Source organism: Flavobacteriales bacterium (assembly GCA_020635395.1).
Lineage (GTDB): Bacteria > Bacteroidota > Bacteroidia > NS11-12g > UBA9320 > UBA987.
The window spans coordinates 748677-774496 of record JACJZV010000001.1; the positions used below are offsets into that span (position 1 = coordinate 748677).

17 protein-coding genes, 2 tRNA genes and 3 rRNA genes are annotated in these 25820 nt (G+C 39.8%); 11 read left to right on the forward strand and 11 right to left on the reverse strand.

The genetic code is table 11. The features are described 5' to 3' along the window. The first annotated feature begins 4 nt into the window (after positions 1-4). A complete protein-coding gene (locus tag H6607_03220; GenBank protein ID MCB9261376.1) occupies positions 5-1390 on the forward strand; it encodes an NAD(P)(+) transhydrogenase (Re/Si-specific) subunit beta in 1386 nt (461 codons plus the stop codon). 105 nt (positions 1391-1495) lie between these two features. Here H6607_03220 and H6607_03225 read toward each other — a convergent pair whose 3' ends face one another. From H6607_03225 to H6607_03240, 4 genes are all read right to left on the reverse strand, one after another. Then, positions 1496-2917, reverse strand: a complete 1422-nt coding sequence (locus H6607_03225; GenBank protein MCB9261377.1) for an AAA family ATPase — start codon at positions 2915-2917, stop codon at positions 1496-1498. A gap of 179 nt (positions 2918-3096) precedes the next feature. After that, on the reverse strand, positions 3097-3519 hold the full coding sequence (locus H6607_03230) for a hypothetical protein (GenBank protein ID MCB9261378.1): 423 nt from the start codon (positions 3517-3519) through the stop codon (positions 3097-3099). A 216-nt stretch (positions 3520-3735) separates the two neighbouring features. Then, entirely contained in the window at positions 3736-5031 is a 1296-nt protein-coding gene (locus tag H6607_03235; GenBank protein ID MCB9261379.1) for an aminopeptidase P N-terminal domain-containing protein, read from the reverse strand. 39 nt (positions 5032-5070) lie between these two features. Then, the gene (locus H6607_03240) at positions 5071-5718 is read right to left on the reverse strand and encodes a tetratricopeptide repeat protein (protein ID MCB9261380.1); all 648 of its coding nucleotides are present in this window, start codon (positions 5716-5718) and stop codon (positions 5071-5073) included. Between the two features lie 89 nt (positions 5719-5807). Here H6607_03240 and H6607_03245 point away from each other — a divergent pair, with 89 nt between their 5' ends. Further along, positions 5808-7202: an arginine decarboxylase gene (locus H6607_03245; GenBank protein MCB9261381.1), complete on the forward strand. Its 1395-nt coding sequence runs from the start codon at positions 5808-5810 to the stop codon at positions 7200-7202. Positions 7203-7217: 15 nt separating this feature from the next. After that, on the forward strand, positions 7218-8189 hold the full coding sequence (locus H6607_03250; GenBank protein MCB9261382.1) for a deoxyhypusine synthase family protein: 972 nt from the start codon (positions 7218-7220) through the stop codon (positions 8187-8189). A gap of 8 nt (positions 8190-8197) precedes the next feature. Here the strand turns inward: H6607_03250 and H6607_03255 are convergent, their stop codons facing one another. The 4 genes from H6607_03255 to H6607_03270 all read right to left on the reverse strand — a co-directional run bounded on the left by H6607_03255 (position 8198) and on the right by H6607_03270 (position 15182). Next, positions 8198-9091, reverse strand: a complete 894-nt coding sequence (locus H6607_03255) for a hypothetical protein (GenBank protein ID MCB9261383.1) — start codon at positions 9089-9091, stop codon at positions 8198-8200. 1 nt (position 9092) lies between these two features. Next, positions 9093-11561, reverse strand: a complete 2469-nt coding sequence (gene topA, locus H6607_03260; GenBank protein ID MCB9261384.1) for a type I DNA topoisomerase — start codon at positions 11559-11561, stop codon at positions 9093-9095. 17 nt (positions 11562-11578) lie between these two features. Continuing rightward, positions 11579-13678: a PKD domain-containing protein gene (locus H6607_03265; protein MCB9261385.1), complete on the reverse strand. Its 2100-nt coding sequence runs from the start codon at positions 13676-13678 to the stop codon at positions 11579-11581. 100 nt (positions 13679-13778) lie between these two features. Next, positions 13779-15182: a dicarboxylate/amino acid:cation symporter gene (locus tag H6607_03270; GenBank protein ID MCB9261386.1), complete on the reverse strand. Its 1404-nt coding sequence runs from the start codon at positions 15180-15182 to the stop codon at positions 13779-13781. A 223-nt stretch (positions 15183-15405) separates the two neighbouring features. Here H6607_03270 and H6607_03275 point away from each other — a divergent pair, with 223 nt between their 5' ends. The 3 genes from H6607_03275 to H6607_03285 are packed head-to-tail and all read left to right on the forward strand — an operon-like array spanning position 15406 to position 17065. Further along, positions 15406-15648 (forward strand): helix-turn-helix transcriptional regulator, encoded by a 243-nt coding sequence (locus tag H6607_03275; protein MCB9261387.1) that lies wholly within the window; start codon positions 15406-15408, stop codon positions 15646-15648. Next, the gene (locus H6607_03280; protein ID MCB9261388.1) at positions 15641-15964 is read left to right on the forward strand and encodes a HipA N-terminal domain-containing protein; all 324 of its coding nucleotides are present in this window, start codon (positions 15641-15643) and stop codon (positions 15962-15964) included. The genes H6607_03275 and H6607_03280 overlap by 8 nt, the downstream gene beginning before the upstream one ends. A gap of 60 nt (positions 15965-16024) precedes the next feature. After that, positions 16025-17065, forward strand: a complete 1041-nt coding sequence (locus H6607_03285) for a HipA domain-containing protein (GenBank protein MCB9261389.1) — start codon at positions 16025-16027, stop codon at positions 17063-17065. Positions 17066-17105: 40 nt separating this feature from the next. On the opposite strand, the gene aroC is transcribed toward H6607_03285, so the two are convergent. Genes aroC through aroB form a run of 3 tightly spaced genes read right to left on the reverse strand, consistent with a single transcriptional unit; the run spans position 17106 to position 20366 of the window. Next, on the reverse strand, positions 17106-18173 hold the full coding sequence (aroC, locus tag H6607_03290) for a chorismate synthase (protein ID MCB9261390.1): 1068 nt from the start codon (positions 18171-18173) through the stop codon (positions 17106-17108). Next, positions 18163-19341 (reverse strand): hypothetical protein, encoded by a 1179-nt coding sequence (locus H6607_03295; protein MCB9261391.1) that lies wholly within the window; start codon positions 19339-19341, stop codon positions 18163-18165. Before H6607_03295 ends, aroC begins: the two co-directional genes overlap by 11 nt. Beyond that, on the reverse strand, positions 19329-20366 hold the full coding sequence (gene aroB / locus H6607_03300; GenBank protein ID MCB9261392.1) for a 3-dehydroquinate synthase: 1038 nt from the start codon (positions 20364-20366) through the stop codon (positions 19329-19331). Before aroB ends, H6607_03295 begins: the two co-directional genes overlap by 13 nt. A 572-nt stretch (positions 20367-20938) precedes the next feature. Here aroB and H6607_03305 point away from each other — a divergent pair. The 5 genes from H6607_03305 (at position 20939) to rrf (ending at position 25775) form a co-directional block, all read left to right on the forward strand. Then, a 16S ribosomal RNA gene (locus tag H6607_03305) occupies positions 20939-22470 on the forward strand. Positions 22471-22593: 123 nt separating this feature from the next. Then, positions 22594-22667, forward strand: a tRNA-Ile gene (locus H6607_03310). An 11-nt stretch (positions 22668-22678) separates the two neighbouring features. Continuing rightward, positions 22679-22752, forward strand: a tRNA-Ala gene (locus H6607_03315). A gap of 51 nt (positions 22753-22803) precedes the next feature. Continuing rightward, a 23S ribosomal RNA gene (locus H6607_03320) occupies positions 22804-25593 on the forward strand. Between the two features lie 70 nt (positions 25594-25663). Next, positions 25664-25775, forward strand: a 5S ribosomal RNA gene (rrf, locus tag H6607_03325). Together the 16S, 23S and 5S rRNA genes with 2 tRNA genes alongside form the textbook arrangement of a ribosomal RNA operon. Positions 25776-25820 lie beyond the last annotated feature (45 nt).

Sequence of the window (25820 nt, forward strand, 5' to 3'; positions counted from 1 at the left end):
CATGATGAACGAACATATTCTTAATATCATTTATTTGTTTGCCTCTCTCACATTTGTGTTGGGATTGAAAATGTTGGGTAACACCAAAACATTAACGAAAGGCAATATGTTGGCGGCCATTGGCATGGGCCTGGCTATTGCTGGCACCATAATTTTTCATGAAGGTGAGATAAAACCGATTATCTATGTCCTGATTTTTGGAGCGATAGCCGTTGGAACCGTGGTTGGATGGCTAACGGCCAAACGAGTGCCAATGACCAAAATGCCCGAGCTTGTCTCGCTTTTTAACGGAATGGGCGGTGCTTGTGCAGCTCTTATTGGTTTGGTAGAGTTTCATCACAACCTCGGCAATACGACCAACATTGCTGTTATTCTTGCCGGAATGGTTATTGGTTCGGTTTCTTTTAGCGGAAGTATGATAGCCTGGGCAAAACTGAATGGAACGCTTTCAAAAGCCATTCGCTTGCCCAAATACAATATTCTGAATACCATTTTTCTTTTATTGGTGGTGGCACTTGCAGTTTACATAGCTGCTTCCGGTAGCGATAGCATGGCATTGTTGTATTTACTTTTTGTCATGGCCATGGTTTATGGAGTGATGTTCGTAATTCCAATTGGAGGAGCAGATATGCCGGTGGTTATTTCGTTGCTCAATTCATTTACAGGTTTGGCGGCGGCTTTTGCAGGATTTTTATACAACAACCAAGTGATGTTGACTGGCGGAATTTTGGTTGGTTCTGCCGGAACGCTTCTAACTTTGGTAATGTGCAACGCTATGAATAGACCATTGTTTAACGTAATATTTGGAGCATTTGGCGAAACGGGAGCAACAGGAGGCGGAAGCGATGTAAGCGGAAGCATCAAAGAAATTTCAACGAACGATTTGGCCATACAAATGAATTATAGCCGGAAAATATTGGTGGTTCCGGGTTATGGGCTGGCTGTGGCACAAGCCCAACACGTAATGCACGAATTAGAGGAAGTTCTTGAAGCAAAAGGAGTGGAGGTAGCCTATGCCATTCATCCGGTGGCGGGTCGTATGCCAGGCCACATGAATGTGTTGTTGGCCGAAAGCAATGTGGCCTACGAAAAGCTAAAGGAAATGGAAGATGTGAATCCGGAATTTGCACAAACCGATGTGGTGCTGGTTGTTGGAGCCAACGATATTGTTAACCCTGCTGCCAAAACGGATCCAAGCAGTCCCATTTTTGGTATGCCTATTTTAGAGGTAGAAAATGCCAAATTAGTGGTGGTAAATAAGCGAAGTATGAATGCCGGATATGCGGGAATAGAAAACGAACTTTTCTATAAAGACAAAACCCGAATGCTTTTTGGCGATGCCAAAAAAGTATTGACCGAATTGGTAAGCGAGCTTAAAACAATGGATTAACTTTGGGTTATATTTGGCCAAATGTGGGTTAAAAATACCACATTTGGCCAAATATAAATTTGTTTTTTACACCTAAATAATTGACAATAAGTAGATTGTATTAAATCAATCTATAAATAAATCATTCAAATTTAATTGACTTTGAACCAAGCCGATGGAGTATTCATTTTCAGTTATTCCAAAGGTAGAGATAACGCAAAAGGTTATATTTTTCCTTGTCTTAGATTGATTTGAGAAAATTTCAATTTTTCTTTTCCAATCGGCTGCAATCTTTTTAGTAAGTGCAAATTTTTGGTTGTAAAACTTGGCTTCGCAAATTGTTACGGTGTTGTCGGCTCGGTCAATCAATAAATCAATTTGGGCTTTTTCATTATTGTATTCGCCAATCCACGATGATTCTTCGGTGTAGATACCGCCAATTTCTAAGGCTTTTTTGATGGCCGAAGTGTGTTGCATGATAAGTCGCTCAAAGGCAAACCCACTCCAGGTTATGTAGGTTTGGCTATTCATCTGCTTTAGCCATGTTTCTTTTCCGATGCGGATATTTTTTAAAAATTTATTGTAAAAAATTGAAAATGAATCGAGTACGTAATACAATGCATCTTTGTTCTTTTTGCCGTGGGGCAAAGTTTTGGCCACAAACCCCGACTCAATCAATTCTTCCAAAATACGGTTAAACCCGCCGCCCGAAGTAAAGTCGGAATTATCAATCAACTGTTGACGGGTAAGGCCCTTATTTTTGCTACACAATTCTTCAATAATGTTTTTGTGGTAGCTACTATTGGCAAAAAGCGATTCATACAATTTGTTGTATTCATCTGCCAAAAGTCCATCTTTGGCAAAGCACAAATCATCTATTATTTGCATGGCACTTTTGCCTTTTGGCACTTCTTTTAGGTAAAACGGAATGCCGCCAATGGCCATATATAATTGGCAAATTTGGTATCTGTCCAGTTTTATTTGTTTCCATTTTAAGTAGGCCTCGGTTTCGGCAAGGGTAAAAGGCATAAGTCTGATTTTTTTATTAATTCGATTGTGCAGCCCACCTTTGTTGTTTACGATATTTTTTATCATCCATGAGGCCGCACTGCCACATACCACCAAAATAATATCCGTTCGGGATGAAGCCCAAGTATTCCAGAAATTTTCTAATGCCGAAAGAAACCCACTGCGAGCGGTGGCTATCCACGGTAGTTCGTCAAAGAAAATGACTTTTTTTTGGGTTGATTTGCTTTTTTCGATTAGCATTTTTAAGGTGTGCATGGCAGATAGCCAGTTTTTTTGAGGGCTTATAGTCTCTTTATTTCCGGCATATTTTTGAAGCTCAAGGGTAAATTGGCCAAGTTGGGTTGGGGTGTCTGCTTCGTGCAATCCGGTAAACTGAAACACCATGTTTTTGCCGAAATAGTTTCGTATGAGGTATGTTTTGCCTACTCGCCGCCGACCATAAACGGCAATAAATTGTGATTCGGTTGATTGAATACAATTGTCAAATATTTGCTGTTCGTGATTTCTACCTATTATCATTATAATTGGCCAAATGTGCCTCAAAATTACCACATTTGGCCAATTATAAAAATTATATTTGGCCAAATGTGTCTAAAAAATATCACATTTGGCCAAATATAATATTGATTATTTTTTATAAATATTTAAAAATAAGCGTATTGTGTTATTTTTTGTAACTTATTTTTGTGATTTGTTTTTTAAATCAAGTGTTTCAAGGATCTATCTATTTTCCTAATAATAAGAGTAATTGGAATGATAAAAATGAGCCAAGTAAGCATGAAAATTTCATCAGAATGGCCAATATTTTTTTGTAAAAAATTAGTGATGTAGCATGCCGGAGGATAGTTGAGCAAACAAAAGATAAGTGAAGCAATAAAAAACACAAAATATAAAATGAGTATGATATGCGATTTCATGCTCATTTGATTAAACAGTAACCATTTCAACTTTTTCGTATTCAACTCTTTTGCCAGCCAGTTTTCTTGCATTTTTAATGCTGTGCTTAATCGCACATTTGGGTCTAATGCTTTAACCTCTGTGTATGTTGGATATGGTTTTATTAGGAAAAGTGGCGAAATCGTTTTTCGTAACAATTTTGCTTCATCAAAAGAAACATCCATTTTTAACTTGAACCTTAGATATAGCCAGCAACTAAAGGTTTGGAAAATAAGTTTTTGAACCAAAAGAAAGACAGGGATTGCTACTGCAAATGCGGCAATCATCAAAAAAGCATTATGGTTTTTTGATGCACCTGTTACTTGTAATCCAGCATAGATTGAAAAAAATACATTGAATAATTTGAGCAAGCCATCAAAAATATTTGTTGTTGGCACAAACTATCGATTCATAATCTCCTCAATTTCCTCCACCTCAATAGGCATTTTTATTTCATCCATTAGGTCAAGGAAACCGTTTTCTTGGATAATGAGGTTGTTTTCGATGCGTACGCCAATGCCTTCTTCGGCAATGTAAATTCCCGGCTCGCAGGTAAATAAGTTTCCGGCCTGCATGGGTTCGTATCGCATGCCGCTGTCGTGTACATCAACCCCCAAAAAGTGTGATGTGCCGTGCATAAAATACTTTTTATATGCAGGCCAGTTGGGGTCTTGATTTTTGATATCATCCATGGTAATCAATCCAAGATCCACCAGTTCTTTTTCCATTATTTCTCCCACCACTTTATGGTATTCCATAAGCATGGTGCCGGGTTTTAACAATTCTCGGGCTTGTCTCATCACCCTCAACACTGCATTGTAAACATCTTTTTGGCGAGAGCTAAAACGGCCATTGGCGGGCAAACAACGCGTCATATCGCTGGCAAAATTGCCATAATCCACGCCGCAATCAACCAAAATTAAATCACCGTCTTTTACAATATCTTTATTTTCGATGTAGTGCAACACGCAGGCATTGGCACCGGTGGCCACAATGGGTTCAAAGGAAAATCCGTTGCCTCTGTTGCTGATAAATTCATGAATTAATTCGGCCTCAATATCATATTCATAAACACCGGGTTTGGTGTATTTTAAAATACGTTCCCAACCTAATTTGCTGATAGCAATAGCTTTACGAACCATTTCTATTTCTACCGGATGTTTTACGCTTCGCAATCGTTGAAGAATTTTTCCGGCCCTGTAATACTGGTGCAGCGGAAATTTTTCCTGCATTTCATGTGCAAAATCCAAGTGTTTGTATGGCGATTTGTATGGGTAACGGTCGTTTTCGTTGAGTGGTAAATACACATTGTCGGCCATGTTTATCACCGCACGCAGCTTATCCATATAATTTTGATTCCAAAACACATTGGCAATTCCCGAAACTTCTGTGGCGTGCTCTTTGGTGTATTTATATCCTTCCCAAACTGCTATATGTTCATTGGTTTCCAGCAAAAACAAACATTCTTTGTATTCATCAATTGGACAATCGGGAAACAAAACCAAAACAGAATCTTCTTGGTCTATACCGCTTAGCCAAAAGAAATCGGAGTTTTGTTTGAATTTGTAAAACGCATCGCCATTCCAAGAATATTGATAGTTGCTATGAAAAATGGCAATGCTACCGGGTTTCATTTCGGCAGTAAAACGTGTTCGGTTATCTATAAAAAGCTGATTATTTATTTGCTCGTATTTCATTTCTAAACTTATTTGAAGGCAAGTTTAGAAAAAAAGTGGCTATTTCTTCAATTTAAAAAGAGCCGCAGCCTCATTTAGAAATGAAACAAATTCTTTTTTCGATGAAATCATCTTGAAAATTTCTTTGCCAATTGAATTTTTTGGAGAAGTATCGGTCGTATTTTGGATGTCGAAATATTTGGCGGTAATGTGGTCAATTCCTGCAATTTCATCGGCTTGTTTAAATCGTTGCCTCGCTTTTTGAGTATAACCCAGTTTTTCTTCGGCCAGCCCCAGATTATTTAACGTAATTTCATTTCGAGGGTCAAGTTCGTGTGCTTTTTGATAATCGGCAACGGAACCTTCGGTGTCGCCAATTTTGTCTTTAATGTAGGCTCGGCAAGCGTAATAATATTCGTTATTCGGTTCTAAATCAATGGCTTTGTCCATGTCAAGCAACGAACTTTTGTATTTGAGGTGAAACTTACAAATGCCTCTCTCTAACAAAAAGTCAGGCTGTTCGCCAAAATTGGCAATGGCTAAATCCCATGTTTCCATGGCCTTTTCGTATTGCTTTGTTTTTTGATAGCAACTGGCTTTTAGCTGCGTAAATTCTTGATTTAATGGTGTTTGTATTTCATTTATCATGCTAAGGCAATTTTCAAATTGCTGGTTTTGATATGCCGAAATGATTTTTGAGAGAATCATAATAAATTTATGCAAAAATAATTTGAAATATTTCAAATGTAAGTTTGTTGCATTCTTAATTTTGTGCCCATCTAAGTAAGGTAGTTTTAATGAAAAACAAGTATATTGACTTAATTGAGCAGACGTTTGACTTCCCGCAAGAAGAGTTTGAGGTAAACGATGATTATACATTGAGCTTCCATGATATTTATCTTATGGATATTATAAAGCAGTATGGAACGCCGTTGAAGTTTACTTATTTGCCTAAAATATCCGAGAATATAAAACGAGCGAAAACTTGGTTTAATGTGGCAATGGCAAAGGTGGATTATCAAGGTAAATACAATTATTGCTATTGCACCAAAAGCAGTCACTTCAAGTTTGTAATGGAAGAGGCTTTGAAAAATAATATTCATATTGAAACTTCATCAGCATTTGATTTAGAGATAGTTAGAAGTTTGCTGGAAGAAGGATTGGTAAATAAAGACCAGTTTATTGTGTGCAACGGATACAAAACCGATGGGTACGTTGAGCGAATAGCGGAGTTTATGAATATGGGCTTTAAAAATTGCCATTCAATTATAGACAATGCCGAGGAGATTGACAAATTGGCCACCTTGGTAGAAGGAGAATTTAATGTAGGTATTAGAATTGCATCAGAAGAAGAGCCCAAGTTTGAGTTCTATACAAGTCGGCTTGGAATAGGATATAAGGATATAGTTCCTTTTTATCTAAATAAATTAAAACCTCTTGAGAATGCCAAACTAAAGATGTTACACTTCTTTATAAATACGGGTATATCTGACACAGCTTATTACTGGAATGAGTTACATAAATGTCTTCGGGTGTATTGTCGGTTGAAGAAAGAGTGTCCGGAACTTACTTCTTTAAACATAGGTGGTGGCTTTCCTATTAAACGGTCATTGACTTTTGATTATGATTATCAATACATGGCGGAGGAAATAGTAGCCCAAATAAAAACAGTTTGCACTGAGGCAGGTGTTCCTGAACCTGATATTTTTACGGAATTTGGCTCGTTTACAGTTGGTGAAAGTGGTGGAACGATTTACAACATTATTCATCAAAAGCAACAGAACGACAGGGAAAAATGGAACATGATTGACGGCAGTTTTATGACTACACTTCCTGATGCTTGGGCCATCAATCAACGATTTGTGATGTTACCCATAAATAATTGGGATAAGCGGTATGAGCGGGTTTTGCTTGGCGGACTTACCTGCGATAGTGATGATTATTATAATTCCGAACAGCATGTAAATGCCATTTATATTCCGGCGTTTAGCAAAGAAGAACCTTTATATATTGGCTTTTTTAATACCGGAGCCTATCAAGAATCATTGAGTGGTTTTGGCGGAATTCAACATTGTTTGATTCCTTCGCCAAAACACATTATTATTGACCGTGACGAAAACGGTGAGATTTTTACGAGAATCTATAGTAAAGAGCAAAGCCATAAAAGTATGTTAAAAATTCTTGGTTACTAATTAAAAACACAAAAAATGAACAATCAGATTTCAAATTTCATTGATAAATATTTTCTCCATTTTAACGCCGCCTCCCTTGTAGATGCTGCAAACGGCTACATAAAACATCTAAACGAAGGTGGCAAAATGATGATAACACTTGCCGGAGCTATGAGCACGGCAGAGTTAGGCAAAATTTTGGCCGAAATGATCCGACAGGATAAAGTGGCAATAATTTCTTGCACCGGAGCCAATCTTGAAGAAGATATTATGAACTTGGTGGCTCACAGTCATTATAAAAGAGTACCAAATTATCGCGACTTAACGCCACAAGAAGAGTGGGATTTATTGGAACAAGGTCTGAATCGTGTAACGGATACTTGTATTCCGGAAGAAGAGGCTTTTAGAAGATTGCAAAGCAAAATACATAAGCAATGGAAAAATGCCGATGATGCAGGCGAACGCTATTTTCCACATGAGTATATGTACAAAATGTTGTTGAGTGGTGATTTGGAAGAATTTTATGAAATTGACCCAAAAGACAGCTGGATGCTCGCTGCTGCCGAAAAGAATCTGCCAATTATAGTGCCGGGTTGGGAAGACAGCACAATGGGCAATATTTTTACAAGTTACTGCATCAAAAAAGAGATAAAAACTTCCACTATGAAATCGGGCATTGAATACATGATGTTTTTAACGGAATGGTATAGAGCCAATTCTGGCGGAAAGGGTGTTGGTTTCTTTCAAATCGGTGGAGGCATAGCCGGAGATTTCCCAATTTGTGTGGTGCCAATGATGTATCAGGATTTGGAGTGGACAGAGGTTCCTTTCTGGAGTTATTTCTGTCAAATTTCGGATTCTACCACAAGTTATGGTTCGTATAGCGGAGCGGTTCCAAACGAAAAAATTACGTGGGGAAAATTGGATATTCACACACCAAAATTCATCATAGAATCGGATGCAACAATTGTTGCTCCGCTGGTTTTTGCCAAGATTTTGGGGTGGTAGAGTCGAGTTTACAACACCTCCAATAGCAGTTTTACAAGCTCCATCTTTTTTGTTTCCTTGGTTTTTCCGTAGCTAAAAGTAAGGTTTCTAAGCACTCTTTTTATGATTTCGATATTGGAGCAGATGGAAAAATATTCGGGTTTTGATTCTAATTGAAGCTGCTTTAAAAAGGAACGAATGCTATCGGCGTTTAAAATTAAACCGTCACTAAAAGGGTTTATGTAAAACATTACTTCATCGTTTTCGTCAAACGAGAGTGAGCTTTCGTCATTAAAACGCTTTAATATTTCTACACCTTCCTGATTTTTATACCCCAAAACAAAGTGTTGAGGAAGGTTAACACCATACACAGGGATATTGATTCGTTGAGCAATTAGCGAATAAACAATACCCAATGAAACAGGGTTTCCCGTCCTGTTTTCAAGCACTTTGCTCAGGTAGGAATTGTGTACGTGATGATAGTTGTCGGCATTGCCTTTAAACTTGTGAACGTTAAAAAAAACGTAATTCATCACTTTTATTTGTTCAAACGAAGTGAGGTCGTATTTAAACTCCAACCAAGCGTCTAAACGAATTTTATCTAATTGATTTTTAATGCCTTGCGTATCCACACGGGCAAATTCTATTTGCTCGATAATGAGCAGAGCTTTTAATAAATCGTCGCTGTAATTTTGTTTCCAGTCTTTAAGCTGATTAATTATTCCATCACGTTTTAGTTCTTTTATGAGATTTTGAAGTCGTTCGAGACGTATAATTTCTGCTTCATCAAAACTGGCTTGCTCCAAATAGGGTATGGCTTGATGGCCAAACGACAGAATTTTGCTTTCAATTTGCACAACAATTTCATCGTCTGTATCGTCGAGCAAATAAATAAGACTCGCTATTTCCGATTCGTTTATCAACTTATTTTTTTCTTGCTGATTTCTTTTTTGCCGCTTCGGCCTCAATCATTTTTTTTGCTTCATCAAGGGTAAGTTTACTCACATCAAATGTTTTTTGAAGCTCAATCTTTGTTTTCCCTTTCACAATATGGTGTCTTCCCCAACGAGCCTTTTGCACCGAGATACCTTCTGAAGACCAGTTGTGAACGTATTTTTCGACCTCTTTCTTCTTTTTATCTTCAATCAATTCGGCTACATCTTTCGAAGTAAGATTTTCAAAATCATATTTTCGACTCACATTGATAAAGATACCATTCCATTTAATAAAGGGACCAAATCTGCCTGTGCCTTTTTGCACCTCATGTCCTTCGTATTGAGCAATGGGGGCATCGGCTTTTTGCTTTTCTTTAATAATTTCAATTGCTCTCTGCAATCCCACCGATTCCATTTCTTCTCCACGAGGAATAGAAATAAACTTGTCGTCAAATTTTACATAAGGGCCAAATCTGCCTTGCCCAATAACAATTTCTTTTCCCTCAAAACTTCCAATGGTTTTTGGATATTTAAAAAGCGATAATGCCTCATCAAGTGTTATGGTGTCAATGGTTTGATTGTCATTTAATCCGGCAAATTTTGGTTTATAGTTGTCATCGGCTTTACCAATTTGTACCATTGAACCAAAACGGCCCAACCGTGCAATAACCTCTTTTCCGGTTTCTGGGTCAATGCCTAATATTCGCTCTCCGGTGGCTCTTTCGGCTGTATCAAGCGTTTTGTCAACGGTTTTATTAAACGGGTTGTAAAACTCATCAATCATTTTGTTCCATTGCTTCATACCGGAGGCAATTTCATCAAATTCTTTTTCGACACTTGCCGTAAAATTATAGTCCATAATTTGATCGAAGTGTTGAATTAAAAAGTCGGTAACTACCTTGCCAATATCACTCGGAATGAGCTTGTTTTTGTCGCTTCCGGTGTTTTCGGTTTCTGATTTTTGGCTGATGTTGTTGTCTTTCAGCGTAATTATTTCAAAGTTTCTAACGATGCCTTCGCTGGTTCCTTTTTCAACATATTCACGTTTTTGAATGGTAGAAATAGTTGGGGCATACGTGCTGGGTCGGCCAATACCCAATTCTTCCAACTTTCTAACCAAGCTTGCTTCGGTGTATCTGGCAGGCGGTCTTGAAAACCGTTGAGTAGCTACAATTCTTTCATTTTGCGGATTATCGCCACGTGCCAATGGGGGCAACAAATCGGCAGCTTCTTCCTCCTCTTCGTCGTTACCTTCGAGATATACTTTTAAAAATCCTTCAAATTTTAACACCTCACCATTGGCCGTAAAGATGTGTTCGTTTTTGTCGTTATTAATTTTTACAATAGTTCGTTCCAATTGTGCATCGCTCATTTGCGAGGCAATGGCTCTTTTCCAAATCAATTGGTACAATCTATTTTCTGAACTGTCACTGCCGGCATCTCTATTGCTAAAATAGGTTGGTCTGATAGCCTCGTGTGCTTCTTGTGCACCCGCAGATTTCGTATTGTATTTTCTGGTTTGGGCGTAGTCTTGACCATATTCATTCACAATTTCCTGTCGGGCAGTGTTTAAGGCCAAGTCTGACAAATTTTCGCTGTCAGTCCGCATATATGTAATATGTCCGTTTTCGTAGAGTCGTTGGGCTATTTGCATCGTCCTACTCACGGAATAGCCGAGTTTTCGGCTCGCCTCTTGTTGCAATGTGCTGGTTGTAAAAGGTGGTGCTGGTCTTTTTGTTACAGGTTTTACCTCAACATCGGTAACGTTGAAGTTGGCATTTTTACATGTTTCTAAAAATGCCTCAGCCTGAGCTTTTGTTTTAAACTTGGTGTTGCATTCGGCTTTAAACTTTTTTCCTTTTTCGATAAAATGGGCAATAACTCGAAAGAAACTTTCAGATTTAAAATTCTCAATTTCACGCTCTCTTTCTACCACCAATCTCACGGCCACACTTTGCACACGACCAGCAGAGAGTGAGGGTTTCACTTTTCGCCACAAAACAGGAGATAATTTAAAACCTACCAATCGGTCTAAAATTCTTCGAGCCTGTTGAGCGTCAACCAAATGTTCATCTATTTGTCGTGGGTTTTCAATGGCTTTTAAAATAGCTGGTTTAGTAATTTCATGAAATACAATACGTTTAGTATTCTCTTTTTTCAAACCTAAAACTTCCGACAAATGCCAACTAATGGCTTCTCCCTCGCGGTCCTCATCGGAAGCGAGCCAAACCATTTCTGATTGTTTTGCCAATTTTTTCAGGTCGTTTACTACAGCTTTTTTATCTGCCGGAACTTCATATTTGGGGGCATACCCAGCGGAAACATCAATAGCATCATCGCCTTTTACCAAATCTCGGATGTGGCCAAAGCAAGATTTTACTGTAAAATCATTTCCTAAAAATTTCTCAATCGTTTTTGCCTTTGCAGGAGACTCGACAATTACCAGATTTTTGGTCATAAACTCTTTTAAATCTTTTATTCTGTTATAACAATTCTCTCTGTATAGTTTATCGATGCATTATAAATGCGAACAAAATATACTCCCGAGTTTTCGATAGAAATTGGGGCGTTAATTTCTCCGTTTTGTGATGCATCGATTGACAAAGATTGTATTTTCTGGCCGTGTATATTGGTAATTTCAATGTTGATTGGTTCAAAAATCTCCGAAATTTCAACCATAAAATTCTTCTGAGCAGGGTTTGGCACAAGGTTTAACGCCTGGTTGTAAACTTTTTTGTTGTCTGTTGATAAAACCCATCTATCTATGTTTACGTCATCCAAATAAATCGAGTTTCCGCTGTTTGAGGTCACTTCAAATTTGAAAATAAGATTTGTACTTTGTTCAAATCCATTTTGAGAAAGACCCAATTTTTGAATTTTCCAATCTGCATTGCTTTTTGGACTCCAATTGTCGGTAGTTCCGTCAACCGATTTTAATGTGGTAATACCAATAAAGGCACCCAAAACTCGCCAAGTCGTTCCGCAGTCGGACGAACCATACACAATCATTCTGTCGCCACTTCCACCGGCAGCAGGAAGTGAATAGGCGGTTCTGAAACTCAAGATAGGGCTATAATCTTTGTGTGGGGTTATGTCGAAATAAGGAGAATAAAGGGCAAATGTGGTGACAGGTGCATCGGCATCAATAACGCATACTTCGGCAGTTGAGTTGTTGTAGCCAACTCCGCTCACCCGTTTCCAACCATATTTATATTTCAGCTCTTTTGGCCAAGTAAATTCTGAAACATCAGAGTCAAAACTTTCATAAAAAGGAGATTTTAAATAGGAAACATCCTCCTGAACAACCATAAAATCTGTTTTTGTAATTTCACTTTCTCCCAAAGAATTGGTAACCTTTAGAGTAACTTTATATTTTCCAGGTTGATTGTAGGCAACGGTTGGCGAAGCAAAGGTAGATGAGCTGGGCGAACCACCTTCAAAAGTCCAAACACGATCTACAATTTCTCCATTCCAAGATAAGTCGTTGAACTGAACTGACGTGCCTTTGCAAATGTTGGTTCTTTTACCAACAACATGAAAGTCGGCTTTTGGAGCACATGGGTTGCTAATGTTTATGCCTGTTGAAGCTGCCGTGGCAGCACTTATATTGTTGCCCCTAAAGTTGCTCCGGCTTAAATAAAAGCTCATCACACCTTTTTGTCCCGCACTAAACATATTCGTGCAAGTTCCGTTAGCGTAATCCATGAAGTTCTCTACCATATCAAGTAGGTCAGGCGAGTCAATAGTGCAGGTATTATTTCCAAGCGGACAGCCAAAGGATGGCTTTAAAACAGGAGGTGTGTCGCAAATGCGGTCTCCGCTGGTTGTGCAGTTTGAAGTGCCACAATCATCCGTTGCACCATCATTTTGAAATGGATGCAAAAGTCCGAGCCAATGCCCAATTTCATGGGTAAGTGTTCGGCCTTTATAAGTTAGGTCGCCAGTGCCAATGGTGCCAACGTAGTTGGATAAAACCACAATTCCGTCTTCCGACTCGGAGGTGGCATAGGGCAAGCGAGAATAACCTAAGACATTTTTTTGGGCAATTGATTTTACGACCCATATATTAAGGTATCTTTTATAATCCCAACGAATCAATTTCTTTACCTCCTCGTCTCCACCATTGGTAAGGTTTGAAACAGTACGAGTTATTCCATCGGTGCAATCGCCGTTGGGGTCTTTGGTGGCCAGTTTAAATTCAATTTCGCAATCAACAGCAATAGATTTAAAGATGCTTCTGGTTTTTGTAGTGTCGGCATTTCGTCGTCTAAAATCTTCGTTCAAAACTCTTATTTGGTCAAGAATCTGCTCTTTGCTGATGTTTTCATCGCCATATTCATGTATTACATGAAAAACTACCGGAATGGTTACCACTGCCTTTTTATTATGGTTTGACACAATTTTGCCTTCGGCTATTTGAGACAATTCTTGAAGATATTCATCGTAGGCATTTTGAAGCAGCGGATTGTTGCTTCTCAATTCTTCGTGATAGCGGTCGGTTCCGCACTCCAAATATTGTGATTTGGCAATGAGGGCAAACATCAAGAGTCCAAAAGAAATTATTGATTTTTTCATATAAACGACACCTATTCCTTTTAAAAACGGCGAATATGCAATTTTTGACATGAAAAGAAATAGTGCTTATGGCTTTTTTAACAGAGATGTGGCAAAAAAGTCATTCCTCCCACTCAGAAACGATAACTGCCACCGTTGCATCGCCCGTTACGTTTACAACCGTTCGGCACATATCCAAAATTCTATCTATGGGCATAATGATGGCAATCCATGCAGGGTTTAGTCCAACCGACTCGAGCACTAAAACCATTAACACCAAACCGGCACTGGGTACTGCGGCTGCACCCACGCTGGCTAATGTTGCCGTAAAAACAATGGTTAATTGTTGTGCCACGGTTAAATCTATGGCGTGAAGTTGAGCCATGGCCACCACAGCCACGGCCTGATAAAGGCTAGTTCCGTCCATATTTACGGTAGCTCCAATGGGCAAAACAAAACTGCTGGTGCTTTCTGGCACTTCGAGGTTTTCATGTACGCACTCCATGGTTACGGGCAATGTGGCCGCCGAACTGCTGGTGCTGAAAGCTGTAAGTTGTGCCTGATTTATACCTTTTAAAAATTTTGGAATGGTCATTTTTTTTGTGAACAGTTTTATCAGCGTAGGGTAAATAACAAATGCCATTAATATTAAACCTAAAACGACCACACCGCCGTAGTGAAGCAAAAAGCCAAGTAAATCTACCAATTTCTCAATGTCGTTTCCGGCCATTTCTACCATTGTTCCGGCCATGAGTGCAAACACAAAATAGGGCATGGCTAGCATCACAATTTCTACCATTCGTATAAAAATGGTAGAGGCACTTTCAATAAAGTCGGCCATTGGTTTTGAGGTTTTTTCGGGCAATTGCACCATTACCACACCAAAAAAAATAGCAAACGATATGATTTGAAGCATTTTATTTTTTAGAAGTGCCTCAAATATGTTTTCGGGTATGGCATCTACCAAAGGGAAAAGCGGCCCTGCATCTTTGCTCTTTTTTGCCTCGCTTATTTTTTGTTGCACATTGTCGTCTATGGTTGTTTCTTCATTTTTTTTGCTCACGGTTTCAACCAAAGCGGTGTTTTTGGGGTTGTTCAGTTCGTCAATATTGTCCAGTTTTTTAATATTGTTCTCGTTTCGCCAAAGTTCGTATTCAATCCTTTTTTCAAGTCGAGTGTCTTGAGCCACTTGTTTTCCGGGTTTCCAAACATTTACCAAAACTAGGCCGAGGCTCACGGCAAACATGGTGGTAGTAATATAAAGTAACAACGTTTTTGTGCCTATTCTTCCAAGTTTCTTTATGTCTTTTAAGCTGACAATGCCCGAAATGATAGAAAAAAGAACTAACGGTACCGCTATGGTTTTAAGGATATTGATAAAAATTTTGCCAAATGGGCTAATAAAATCTTTGGTAAATTTTACGGTTGGCAAAGTCTCGGAATTGAGTGTTACGGCGAAATAGGCATAAATCAAACCTAAAATCAGAGCGATAATAACTTTCCAATGAAGTGCAACTTTTTTCATGTTGCGAATGTAGTTTTTCTTCATCCAAAATGTAAGTTTAGAAAAAAAGGGAGAAAAGCTATGTTAAAACCTTAATTATTATAGTTTAAATAGTATAAAATTTAACAAAATTGGCAATATTATATTTTAAATAATATAAAAAATAAAGAAAAGTGTGAAAATATATTTTTTGTAATATAAAATATCGATAAAATAGTATTTTTGTAGTTTAAATAATATAAAAATGAAAGAAAAAAGAGGAGTTCTTTCCAGTTTTGTGAAAAAAAAACGAAAAGATGTAGGCATAACGCAAGTAGAATTGTCGGAAAAAGCAGGGGTTGGGTTGCAGTTTGTTCGCGATTTGGAGCAAGGTAAAAAAACACTAAGAATAGATAAAGTGAACGATGTGCTCCGCCTTTGGGGATATGAATTGCAGCCCGCAAAACTTGGGTTGGATGAACTATTAGAAAATATGAAAAATGCGTAAAGCTGAGGTTAGAATAAGCGGAAAAAGGGTTGGACAAATATCTGAAACAGAGAGCGGTTATGCCTTTGTTTATGATTCGGACTATGCAACCAATCAGGCAAACTTGCCTGTAAGCAAGACACTGCCGTTGCAACGAAATGCCTATACAAGCAACGTGCTGTTTCCTTTTTTTGATGGACTTATACCCGAAGGCTGGTTGCTTGATATAGCCGAACGAAATTGGAAACTGAACGCTCGGGATAGATTTGGGCTATTGATGCAGTGCTGTAAAGATTGCATTGGCACAACCGAAGTCGTAGCAATAGAAAGTGATTAGTGCTATAATGGGTAATAATATATAGAGGGAAGGGAAAGAAAATTCAAACACCAATAAAAAATGAAGAACTACAAACATACATTAGGCTTAAAACAAAATAGCGGCACAACAAATCTTGTGGCCGAACCAAGTGGACAATACAGTTTTAAAAACTGTCTTTATTGCTATAAGCCATTGACCAGTAAAGAGCAAAATTTTCACAAGGCCTGCGTCAAACGTTTCTTTGGGCAGGCTTGTGTGCCACAGCTTGAGTATTCTGCCAATGATTTGGGGCAATTGGCCAAAGAGGTAATACAAAGTCAGATGGCTGTAACCGGTGTTCAGCCCAAAATAAGTTTAAGTATATTTCGAAAATCGGCAGATAATGCGGTAAAAAAGCTAACCATAGTGGGCTTGTATGGTAGCTATATATTAAAGCCTCAAAGCGAGCATTATAGCCAATTGCCGGAGGTGGAAGATGTAACAATGCACATAGCTGATTTGTGCGGAATACATGCTGTGCCTCATAGTTTAGTGAAATTGGCTGATGGAACAGTGTGTTATATAACTAAACGCATAGATAGAAATAAAAAAAATAAACTGGCTATGGAAGATATGTGCCAGCTTACTGAGCGGCTTACAGAAGATAAATATAAAGGTAGCTATGAGCAAATAGCAAAAACGGTTTTGAAATATTCAACCAACCCCTTGTTTGATGTGAGTAGTTTTTTTGAACAGGTGTTGCTTTCTTATTTTACAGGCAACGCCGACATGCACCTCAAAAATTTTTCGATGTGGCAACCATCAGAAGACGCGTTTGTTCTTGCTCCGGCCTACGATTTAGTTAATACGGCTCTCGTAAACCCCATGGATACAGAAGAACTGGCACTTACCCTTAATGGCAAAAAAAGCAATTTTAAATACTCCGATTTTGTAAAAGCGTTCGAAACACTGCACCTTTCGCAAAAGGTATTAGACAAAATACTATACAATTTTTATTACTGCAAGCACGAAATGCACAACATGGTAAATAGAAGTTTTTTGACAGACGATAATAAGAATCTCTATATTGAAATAATGGAAAAACGGTTTGAGTTAGTGCCCAAAGGTATGTTTGAGTAAGGAAATATTGAATGAACCTAAATGGTTGTGGTAAGACGTACTATCTTATACAAAGTAAATTATCCACCAACACCAATGCCGCCATGGCCTCCACAATAGGCACAGCCCTCGGAACAACACATGCATCGTGTCGGCCCTTTGCTTTTAGTTCTACATTTTTACCTTCAAGGTTTACGGTGTTTTGGTTAATGGCAATTGTACTTGTCGGCTTAAAAGCCACTCGAAACTCAATGGGCATTCCATTGCTTATTCCGCCTTGTATGCCGCCGGAATAATTTGTTTTTGTGATAATTTTTCCATTTTCGTTTGTCCATTCGTCGTTTACCTCACTGCCCTTTTTTGATGCCATATCAAAGCCACCGCCAATTTCAAAGCCCTTTGCAGCATTTATTGAAAGCATGGCAAAGGCCAATTGTGCATTAAGTTTGTTAAAAACGGGTTCGCCAACGCCAATAGGGCAATTATTGATGCTACAATGAATAATTCCGCCCAAGCTATCGCCATTTTTTTTTGCTTCTTCAATAGCTAAAACCATTTCTGATGAAGTTTCTTCATGCGGACACCGAACCATTGATTTTTCCATAATATCAGTTGAAAAATGGGCTATTGGGGGGCAGATAACTTGGCCTATTTGTTTAACATAGGCTTTGATTTCAATTTTAAATTTTGTTTTTAAAATCTGTTTGGCAATGGCTCCGGCAGCAACCCAACCCGCAGTAATGCGAGCCGAACTGCGGCCACCACCCGCAACATCCCGAATTCCGTATTTTTTTTGATAGGTATAATCAGCGTGCGAAGGCCTAAAAACGGTTGTCAGGTTTTCGTAGTCAACGGGTCTTGTGTCTTTATTATTTATAAGGATACAAATGGGGGCTCCGGTGGTAATATTGGCCACAACACCACTGGTTATTTCAAAATCATCTATTTCGTTCCGGGTGCTAACCAAATCATTTTGCCCGGGTCGGCGGCGTTTTAATTCTGCATTGATATGCAAAAAATCTAGCTCCACATTAGCAGGACAGCCATCTATCACAACACCAACATGTCGTCCGTGCGATTCCCCGAAGGAAGTCACGCAAAAATTTTTACCAAAAGTATTATTCCCCAATTTCAGAAATATTAAACCCTAATTTTTTAAATTGATTCCAAAAATCGGGAAATGATTTTGAAACAACTTCAGGATTTTTGATTTTGATATTTTTTCGAGCCGCACAGAGTGCAAGACTCATGGCTATCCGATGGTCATGGTGGGTATCAAAAACCGGATTTTCTAATACCAGTTTTTGCAATTCAAGGTTTAAAACATCCACCCTATTACTTTCTTTATGTTGTAAGTGTTCAATTCCAGAAGCAATTAATTCGATATTTAGCAGATGACAAATCACTTTTTCTGTTGGATAAATGTCTGGGCAAAGCGTGTAATCGCGAATTATTTTTGTAGGAAAGTTAAAATTTGAAAAGGGTTTCAGAATAATTCTATTCTCTTCAAAAGAATGATTCACGCCCAATGTTTCGGCAAATTTCAGTATTGCAATATCAGGTTGCAGCACCGATTTAGAAATATTTTGAATAATTAATTCTCTTCTTTCCAAAATAGCGAAACCAACAAAATAAGAAGCCGCACTCCAATCAGATTCAATATTAAAATCAAATTTTTGGTAACTCTTTTGAAATGGGCGAGAAGTTATTTTGTTCCCAATCTTTTTAATAGAAAGTCCCATAAATTGCATTAGTTGAATGGTCATATCCAAATAGCTCGAGCTAACAGAATTGCCTTTAAGGTCAATAACCACATCAAAAGGCATGGCCGGAGCAATCAATGCCAAAGCAGACGCAAACTGGCTTGATTGGGTAACATCTATTTGCCAACGTGGTTTAATAGTATTCAAATCGGTAGGTCTTATCTCAAAATTTTCACCGAAGCGTATATCAAAGCCGGAGTTATTCAACGCTTTAACTAATTCAATAAACGGGCGTTTTAATAAACTCGGTGAGGCGTTGATAGTTATTTCTTTGTTTTGAACCATTGCCCAGGCCATCAAAAACCTGAGCGTGGTGCCACCATCACCAGCATAAAGTGTGTTGGAGCCGGTTTTTACATTCTCTAAAGCATTAAAAAGGTATTTGGTGTCGTCCGATAGAGGTATATTATATAAATTTAGCTGCGGAAAGTATAAATTTTGAAGAATAATCATTCGGTTTGCAATGCTTTTACTTGCCTCCAAATCAATGGTCACAGGCATTACACTGTCATTTGCATTATTTATAAAAACCATTTGGTGTCAATATAATATTGTATCGACTCGGCTATCAAATCTTTTGATACGAGAATGTCTGCCTCGCAGTTTCCAATGCCATTCAGCAAACTCATTCTCACACCTTCCGATGAATTTTTTTTGTCATACATTACATAATAAAGCACTTGTTCAATTTCAGAAATGTCAATTGTTAATTTTTGATATAGATTTGAAAGTGTTTGATGTATTTGACTAAACTCTTCTTCCGACAGGCTTCTAAGCACTTTTGATATGTAACTTTCACATACCATGCCAGCCGCCACACAAAATCCATGATACGTTCGAACTTTTTTGTTTAATAAAAGACTTTCAATTGCATGCCCAACCGTATGGCCAAAATTTAGGGTTTTTCTAATTCCTTTGTCGAAAGGGTCTGCCTCAACAATAGACGTTTTAATTTCAACGCTTCTTTTAATTATTTTAAGCCAATTGTCATTCAAAATTGATGCTGGTATCAAATCTCTGCAAACATTCCAATAGTCACTATCACGTATAAGGCCATGTTTCAGCACCTCCGCATAGCCCGAGTATAGCTCTTCAGTAGCAAGACTTTCTAAAAATTCAGGGCAAACCAACACCTCCTTTGGTTGGGCAAAGATTCCAATATAATTTTTATATTCCTTAAAATCAATACCCACCTTGCCACCAAAAGATGCATCAACCATGGCCAACAGACTGGTAGGGATATTCACGAAACCAATTCCTCGCATATAGGTTGCGGCAACAAAACCACCTAAATCAGTCACAACACCACCACCTATATTATATAGTATGCTGTGGCGTTCAACTTTCTCCGAAATAAGAAACTCGATGGCATCAGAATATGTATCCATATTTTTTGATTTCTCTCCCGATTCGAAAGAAAAACAGGACAAATCCGAAATTGCCAAGTCGGACAAACACTTAATCCTGCAATTTTCATCAGATATGAAAACATAATGTGAACCGGATTTGCGAAAGAATTCAGCCAATAATTCTTTGTTTTCGAAATAAACAAAAGCCATTAGGCAAAAATACAACCAAAATAAATTTTGTTTTAGGTAAAAAGTTGAATTTAAATAATTGATAATCAATATTATACAATTTATTTTAAAAAAAAGTAAAAATAGTTTGTTAAAACTAAAATCGATTTTAGTTTTGCAGCCGCTTTGAAAGAGAGAGATTCTGCAAAAGCAAACGTTCATTAATAGGGTGGTAAAAAAAAGTAAAATATTTCTTGGAAGATAGAAACAATAAATATTAGCTTTGCAGCCCTTTTAGGATGAGAGAATCTGAAAAAGCAAAAGTTCTTTAAATGGCTTAAAAAAAGTAAAATATTTCTTGGAAGATAGAAACAATAAATATTAGCTTTGCAGCCCGTTTGAAATCCAAAATTTTTTTAAATAAAAAAAATAAAAAAAAGTTTTGCATTTTCAAAAGTGAGGTTGTAGTTTTGCAGCCCTCTAAAAAAGAGAAACAAATTTTGATTATCCTTTATGGATAATAAATATTGTGAAAGTTCTTTGAAGTGATGATAGAAATAGCGAGCCCTCAAAATAAAATTTTTTGAGAAAACCTGAGATTTAATTTCAAACATTTTTTACTACGAAGAGTTTGATCCTGGCTCAGGATGAACGCTAGCGGCAGGCCTAATACATGCAAGTCGAGGGGTAGAAGAGTGCTTGCACTCTTTGAGACCGGCGAACGGGTGCGTAACACGTATGCAACCTACCTTTAACTGGGGAATAGCCCGAAGAAATTCGGATTAATGTCCCATAACATTATAGAAAGGCATCTTTCCATAATTAAAGCTCCGGCGGTTAAAGATGGGCATGCGGTGCATTAGCTAGTTGGTGAGGTAATGGCTCACCAAGGCTACGATGCATAGGGGTTCTGAGAGGATGATCCCCCACACTGGTACTGAGACACGGACCAGACTCCTACGGGAGGCAGCAGTAGGGAATATTGGTCAATGGGCGAAAGCCTGAACCAGCCATGCCGCGTGCAGGATGACGGCCCTATGGGTTGTAAACTGCTTTTATACGGGAAGAAACACTCCTACGTGTAGGAACTTGACGGTACCGTATGAATAAGGATCGGCTAACTCCGTGCCAGCAGCCGCGGTAATACGGAGGATCCAAGCGTTGTCCGGATTTATTGGGTTTAAAGGGTGCGTAGGCGGATTAATAAGTCAGTGGTGAAAGCCTGTAGCTCAACTAGGAATTGCCATTGAAACTGTCAGTCTTGAGTTTGGTCGAGGTAGATGGAATGTATCATGTAGCGGTGAAATGCTTAGATATGATACAGAACACCGATTGCGAAGGCAGTCTACTAGGCCAATACTGACGCTGAGGCACGAAAGCATGGGGATCGAACAGGATTAGATACCCTGGTAGTCCATGCTGTAAACGATGAATACTCGATGTTGGCGATATACTGTCAGCGTTCAAGCGAAAGCATTAAGTATTCCACCTGGGGAGTACGATCGCAAGGTTGAAACTCAAAGGAATTGACGGGGGCCCGCACAAGCGGTGGAGCATGTGGTTTAATTCGATGATACGCGAGGAACCTTACCAGGGCTTAAATGGTATTGGACCGTTGCCGAAAGGTGACCTTCTTTTAGACTGATATCAAGGTGCTGCATGGCTGTCGTCAGCTCGTGCCGTGAGGTGTTGGGTTAAGTCCCGCAACGAGCGCAACCCCTATCTTTAGTTGCCATCAGGTTATGCTGGGGACTCTAAAGAGACTGCCTATGTAAGTAGTGAGGAAGGTGGGGACGACGTCAAGTCATCATGGCCCTTACGTCCTGGGCTACACACGTGCTACAATGGCAGGTACAATGAGCAGCCACTTGGCAACAAGGAGCAAATCTCAAAAAGCCTGTCTCAGTTCGGATCGAAGTCTGCAACTCGACTTCGTGAAGCTGGAATCGCTAGTAATCGCGTATCAGCAATGACGCGGTGAATACGTTCCCGGGCCTTGTACACACCGCCCGTCAAGCCATGGAAGCTGGGAGAACCTAAAGTCGATAACCGTAAGGAGTCGCCTAGGGTTATACTGGTAACTGGGGCTAAGTCGTAACAAGGTAGCCGTACCGGAAGGTGTGGCTGGACCACCTCCTTTCTAGAGATAATCTAGTATTCAGGTTAGGCTCGCTATTTCGTCAACTTCAAAATTGTTCTTTAAAGAAATGCCTAAACGAGCAAGCAGATGTTGTGCATCTGGGCGTTCTATTTTATCGAAAGATATTATAGTCCCGTAGCTCAGTTGGTTAGAGCACTACACTGATAATGTAGGGGTCAGCAGTTCAAGTCTGCTCGGGACTACAAACTCGTTTGGGGAATTAGCTCAGTTGGCTAGAGCACCTGCCTTGCACGCAGGGGGTCAACGGTTCGAATCCGTTATTCTCCACTTTTCCGAAATTCGGAATAAGTTCTTTGACATGTTGAAAGTAAATAAGTAATTAATTAAGTTACTAAGAGCACATGGTGGATGCCTTGGCTCTCAGAGGCTAAGAAGGACGTGATAGGCTGCGATAAGCCACGAGTAGGTGTCTATAACCGTTTATTCGTGGATTTCCGAATGGGGAAACCCTTCCGATTTATCGGAACATATAATGGCAAACCCGCTGAACTGAAACATCTAAGTAAGCGGAGGAAGAGAAAATAATAATGATTCCCTTAGTAGTGGCGAGCGAAAAGGGAAGAGCCCAAACCTCAAATGTTTAGGCATTTGTGGGGTTGTAGGATCAGCATAAACAAGATGGATGGATAATTGAATCACTTGGGAAGGTGAACCATAGAAGGTGATAGTCCTGTAAATGAAATTTTGAAATCTGTAGCTGACACCTGAGTAGGGCGGAGCAGGTGAAACTCTGTCTGAATCTACCGGCACCATCCGGTAAGGCTAAATACTCCTGAGAGACCGATAGTGAACAAGTACCGTGAGGGAAAGGTGAAAAGTATCTTGAACAAAGAGGTTAAAAGAACCTGAAACCGTGTGCTTACAAGCGGTCGGAGTTCGCCTATGGCGAATGACGGCGTGCCTTTTGCATAATGAGCCTACGAGTTACTCCTCACTGGCAAGGTTAAGTTGTTAAGCAACGAAGCCGTAGCGAAAGCGAGTCTGAATAGGGCGAAAGTCAGTGGGGGTAGACGCGAAACTTTGTGATCTACCCATGGTCAGGTTGAAGCCCCGATAACACGGGGTGGAGGACCGAACCAGTTTACGTTGAAAAGTATTTGGATGAACTGTGGGTAGGGGTGAAAGGCTAATCAAACTGAGAGATAGCTCGTACTCCCCGAAATGTTTTTAGGAACAGCGTGAGGTATAGTTTTATAGAGGTAGAGCTACTAATTGGGTAAGGGGGTGTCAAAGCCTACCGAACTCAGATAAACTCCGAATACTATAAAATATTTCCTTGCAGTGAGGGCATGGGTGCTAAGGTCCTTGTCCGAGAGGGAAAGAACCCAGACCATCAGCTAAGGTCCCCAAATTTATTCTAAGTTGAGCTAATGTGGTTCAATTGCATTGACAGCTAGGATGTTGGCTTGGAAGCAGCCATTCATTTAAAGAGTGCGTAACAGCTCACTAGTCGAGCGATTGTGCATGAATAATAATCGGGCATCAAGAATAATACCGAAGCTATGGACTCGAAAGAGTGGTAGGGGAGCATTCCAGTACCAGCGAAGGAGTGTCGTGAGACATTTTGGAGGAGCTGGAAAAGCAAATGTAGGCATAAGTAACGATAATGCGGGTGCGAAACCCGCAGGCCGATAGACTAAGGTTTCCTGATCAACGCTAATCGGATCAGGGTTAGTCGGGACCTAAGGCAAACCGATTTAGGGTAGCCGATGGACAACAGGTTAATATTCCTGTACCAGCTGAGAGGGACGGAGATATTTAGCTGCTACGTGCTGACGGAATAGCACGTTGAGCCTAGCCTTCGGGCAAAGCGAAGTAGTGAATTATCTTCCAAGAAAAGCTCCAGCATTAAGCCCGTACCGCAAACCGACACAGGTAGTCAAGGAGAGAATCCTAAGGCCCTCGAGTGAATCGTGGTTAAGGAACTCGGCAAATTAACCCTGTAACTTCGGGAGAAGGGGTTCCCGCCTAAGGCGGGACGCAGAGAAATGGCCCAGGCGACTGTTTAGCAAAAACACATGGCTTTGCAAAATCGAAAGATGAAGTATAAGGCCTGACACCTGCCCGGTGCCGGAAGGTTAAGAGGGGATGTTAGTCGCAAGGCGAAGCATTGAATTGAAGCCCCGGTAAACGGCGGCCGTAACTATAACGGTCCTAAGGTAGCGAAATTCCTTGTCGGGTAAGTTCCGACCTGCACGAATGGTGTAACGATCTGGGCACTGTCTCAACCGTGAGCTCGGTGAAATTGTAGTATCGGTGAAGATGCCGATTACCCGCAACGGGACGGAAAGACCCCGTGAACCTTTACTGCAGCTTTGCATTGAATTTGGGTAAGTAATGTGTAGGATAGGCCGGAGGCTATGAAGCGGGCACGCCAGTGTTTGTGGAGCCATCCTTGAAATACGGCCCTTTAATTATTTGAGTTCTAATTCCCGAATGGGAAGACACTGTTTGGTGGGTAGTTTGACTGGGGTGGTCGCCTCCAAAAGCGTAACGGAGGCTTTCAAAGGTACCCTCAGGACGGTTGGTAATCGTGCTTAGAGTGTAATGGCATAAGGGTGCTTGACTGTGAGACCGACAAGTCGATCAGGGTCGAAAGACGGACATAGTGATCCGGTGGTTCTGTATGGAAGGGCCATCGCTCAAAGGATAAAAGGTACTCCGGGGATAACAGGCTGATCTCCCCCAAGAGCTCATATCGACGGGGAGGTTTGGCACCTCGATGTCGGCTCGTCACATCCTGGGGCTGGAGAAGGTCCCAAGGGTTGGGCTGTTCGCCCATTAAAGTGGCACGCGAGCTGGGTTCAGAACGTCGTGAGACAGTTCGGTCCCTATCTGTTGTGGGCGTTAGAAGATTGAGAGGATCTGACATTAGTACGAGAGGACCGTGTTGGACATACCTCTGGTGCATCTGTTGTTCTGCCAAGGGCACCGCAGAGTAGCTATGTATGGATCAGATAAGTGCTGAAAGCATCTAAGCACGAAACTGACCTCAAGATGAATCTTCTTTTAAGGGTCGTTAAAGACGATGACGTTGATAGGCTGTAGGTGTAAAGGCAGTAATGTCAAAGCCGAGCAGTACTAATTACCCGTAGACTTAATATTTTTATTTGACTTATTTACTTTCAACTTTTGTCAATTTACTTTAAGATATTATTCGCCATGGGCGAAAAGATTTTTTGGTGACTATATCGAGGGTGTTCACCTCTTCCCTTTTCGAACAGAGAAGTTAAGCCCCTCAGAGCTGATGATACTTGGGTAAAACCTGGGAAAGTAGGACGTTGCCATCTCTTTATAAACCCGCATCAAAAGTGCGGGTTTTTTTGTTTTTAACG